Here is a 3,130-nt window from a genome sequence, read left to right on the forward strand (position 1 = left end):
ATGATGGAACTACTGAAACAGAAAATTATTTTCTTATTTTATAAGATACAAATTATGATGTTTTCTAATCCTGTTTTTAAAAATAAATTAAATAGTGGGTTTTGTTAAGGAACGACTAAATAATTTAACTTTTAAATCGTAAAATCATGAAAAAATTAGTTTTAACAGCAGCTTTCTTCTTGGCATTTACCACAACTGCATTTGCGCAACAAAGAAATCAGGATGGTCCTCCAAAGAAACCAACCACAGAACAAATGATGCAGCGTTTTGACAACTTGAATTTATCTTCTTCTCAGAAAAGAAAGCTACAAGCTTTATTCAATGAAAGAGAAGCAAAATTTGAGAAAAACAAACCGAATAGTTTTGCAAAAAATGGTGAAAGACCAACAAAAAACAATGCGAACAACAGCGAATTCAAAGCGAAAATGGACAAAGAAAGAGCCGAATTCGATAAGAAAATCAAGAAAATTCTGACCAATGATCAGTATGCGAAATTCAAAGCGCAACAACCGCAAAGAATGGGCATGAAAAAAGATAAAAATTCTTTCGACAAAACTGAACATCCAAAAACAGATAAACGAAGAGGATAATCAAACCTCGATTCAGCAAGCACTTCTAGGAATGGAAGTGTTTTTTATTTCCGCAATATTCTGAGCGTTAAAATCGTCAAAATAGACAAAGAAATCAATATTCCCAACAGTGCAAAAACTGGAAACTCCCCTATTTTTGGTCCGGTTCCGGCGCTCCATAAAATCGCAGTGGCAATCATATTGGCGCAAAGTACTAAAGCAAAAATCAAATTTGTGACGCTGGTTTTGATGACAGCGTTTGTTTGTTCCAGATTTTTTATTTCGCTGCTAACGGTTAATTTATTATCGTCCAATTTGTGTAGAATTGATCGCAGTTCTTTCGGGATTTCATCAATATTATCGGTGAAATTTAAGGCGCGATTCATTCCTGATTTAAGGAAATGTTCTGGATTGATTTTCCGAAGAAACAAAGTTTTCGCATAAGGTTTCAATGTTTTGACAATATCCAAATCCGGATTTATACTTCTGCCAACACCTTCTATCAAAGTAATTCCTTTAAATAGCAAATAGAAATATTCTGGCATTAACAATTGATTGTCTTGCAGAATGTCGCGCATTTTTTTCAGCAATTCCTGGACATTAATTTCTTGCAAGGAAGAAGAATGCACGTCATCCAAAATTTCTTGCACATCGCCTTCAAATTTTCGTTCGTTTGGAATGGTGTATTGAACTGCCATTTTCTTCAAATTCCAAACAATTTTTGACGCATTTTTCGACATGAAATTCAGAATCAGACTTTCCAATGTTTCTTTGTCATTTGGTTGAATTTTGCCAACCGCACCAAAATCAATGAAGACAATTTTCCCATCCTTTTTCACCAAAATATTTCCTGCATGAGGATCTGCGTGAAAAAATCCGAAGTCTAAAATCTGTGATACAAACAACCGAAGTCCAACTTCAGAAATCTGTACAGGATCAATCATATTGGCAATTAGCGCCGTTTTGTCCGTGACTTTGATCCCATCAACAAATTCCATACAGAGAATCGAATTGTTGCAGAAATCTTCGTACACTTTGGGAACATACGTTTGTTTATTATTCCTGAAATTATAGGCAAATTGCTGAATATTGTTCTTTTCGTTGACAAGTGAAAGTTCTTGCAGAAGTGATTTCTCAAAGGCGGAAACCGCACTCTTCAAACTGATTTTTTTTCCGGCGTCAGTGTAGGTGTCAATCAAAGAAACCAAATCTTTCAAGAGCAGCAAATCGTCTTCAATTGTTTTTTGAATATTCGGGCGTTTGATTTTTAAAATGACTGGAGTTCCGTCTTTCAAAATCGCTTTATAGACTTGCGCAATCGACGCTGCCGCAATTGGTTCTTCTTGAATCGAAAGAAAAAAATCATCGGTCGAAATGCCGAGTTCTGTTTCCAAAATCTCCTTGACATTCAGATCCAAAACATCGACGTTGTCTTGTAATTTTTGTAGTTCTGCAATGAGTTCTGGTGGAAGCAAATCTTCTCTGTTGCTGAAACTTTGACCGAGTTTGACAAAGGTTGGTCCCAATTCTTCCAATGCCATTCGGATTCTTTTGTACAAATTTTCCGAATTTGTTTTTGATGGTTCCGAAGATTGAACGCCCATTCTCGACAACAAATCCTGAAAACCATATTTGCTCAATACGGAAATCAGCTTGGCGGAACGTTTTATTTTTCGGTGTGGTTTATCGAACATGCGATTGATTTTAACTAAGGTACCTTCAAAAATTGTTCCTGAAAATCAGCGTTTATTTTTTGCGCTTGTTTTTGGATTTGGTCTTCTGCTGCGCTCGGTTTGCCCCGAATTTTTTAGGTGCTTTTCTAAATCATTGTAATTCAATAAATAAGCTGCATTTATTTGGTTTCCTGTCGGTTGGTCTAGAAATCCGTCATCATTGGTGTCCATTTTGGCTAAAGTTGCGTTTCCGTGGAGTAAAAGCGTTTGGTTCCAATGTTCGGAAACTGCGCTGGTTGAAGTGATGTTGGTTTCAAATCTTCCATTCAGATCACCGAAGAAATTCAGGGCTGTTTCTGGTTTTTCATTGAATTTTAAAAGTTCGGTATTAATTTGACCCGTGATGCTTTCGTATCCGTTGGTAACGGTGCTTCCGCCTTTCGTTAGCTGAATTCCACCGATCCATCGTCCGGGAATTAAATTCATTCCATAAGGCGATGCCAAACCGCGGATGGAAGGCAGAAGTTCTTTTGTTAATGATGTGTATTTTTGGTCTAAACCTAACATTTTCAATTGTTTAGTCCCAGTAACCGCATTGCTGAATGCCACATCAACGGTTGCGTTGGTTTCGAAACTTTCAGAGAGATTACAGCAAGCAGCTTTCAGCAATTCTTTGGAGCTGATGTTGAAGGTTAGCCCGGTTTCTTTTTTGTTGAGTGCAGTAGCTTCGCCCATTTTTATGAGTTTCACCTCTTCAATGCTTTTGTCAACATGATCTGCATGTTGGGTGAAATCTTTTTTTGGAGCTGGGCTTTCTTCCATGTGAACCAAATCACTCTTTACGCCCAAAGGCAATGTGCGGTCGTAAAGACAACAGTCGGGAAGGTT

The 3,130-nt window shown here is 37.3% G+C and carries 2 protein-coding genes and 1 pseudogene; 1 reads left to right on the forward strand and 2 read right to left on the reverse strand.

From position 1 onward, the window contains the following. The first annotated feature begins 146 nt into the window (after positions 1-146). Positions 147-590 (forward strand): Spy/CpxP family protein refolding chaperone, encoded by a 444-nt coding sequence (locus OK344_RS13355; protein WP_265145222.1) that lies wholly within the window; start codon positions 147-149, stop codon positions 588-590. A gap of 44 nt (positions 591-634) precedes the next feature. Here OK344_RS13355 and OK344_RS13360 read toward each other — a convergent pair whose 3' ends face one another. Both OK344_RS13360 and OK344_RS13365 read right to left on the reverse strand, forming a co-directional pair. Then, positions 635-2,263: an ABC1 kinase family protein gene (locus tag OK344_RS13360; RefSeq protein WP_265145223.1), complete on the reverse strand. Its 1,629-nt coding sequence runs from the start codon at positions 2,261-2,263 to the stop codon at positions 635-637. Between the two features lie 123 nt (positions 2,264-2,386). Beyond that, positions 2,387-3,130: pseudogene (locus OK344_RS13365) on the reverse strand (TonB-dependent receptor); the annotation flags it as partial.

The sequence above is a fragment of the Kaistella yananensis genome, assembly GCF_026107505.2.
Lineage (GTDB): Bacteria > Bacteroidota > Bacteroidia > Flavobacteriales > Weeksellaceae > Kaistella > Kaistella yananensis.

Excerpts from the sequence above, each read along its gene's own strand:
- OK344_RS13355 (WP_265145222.1), top strand. The coding sequence starts at position 147 with ATGAAAAAATTAGTTTTAACAGCAGCTTTCTTCTTGGCATTTACCACA.
- OK344_RS13360 (WP_265145223.1), bottom strand. The coding sequence starts at position 2,263 with ATGTTCGATAAACCACACCGAAAAATAAAACGTTCCGCCAAGCTGATT.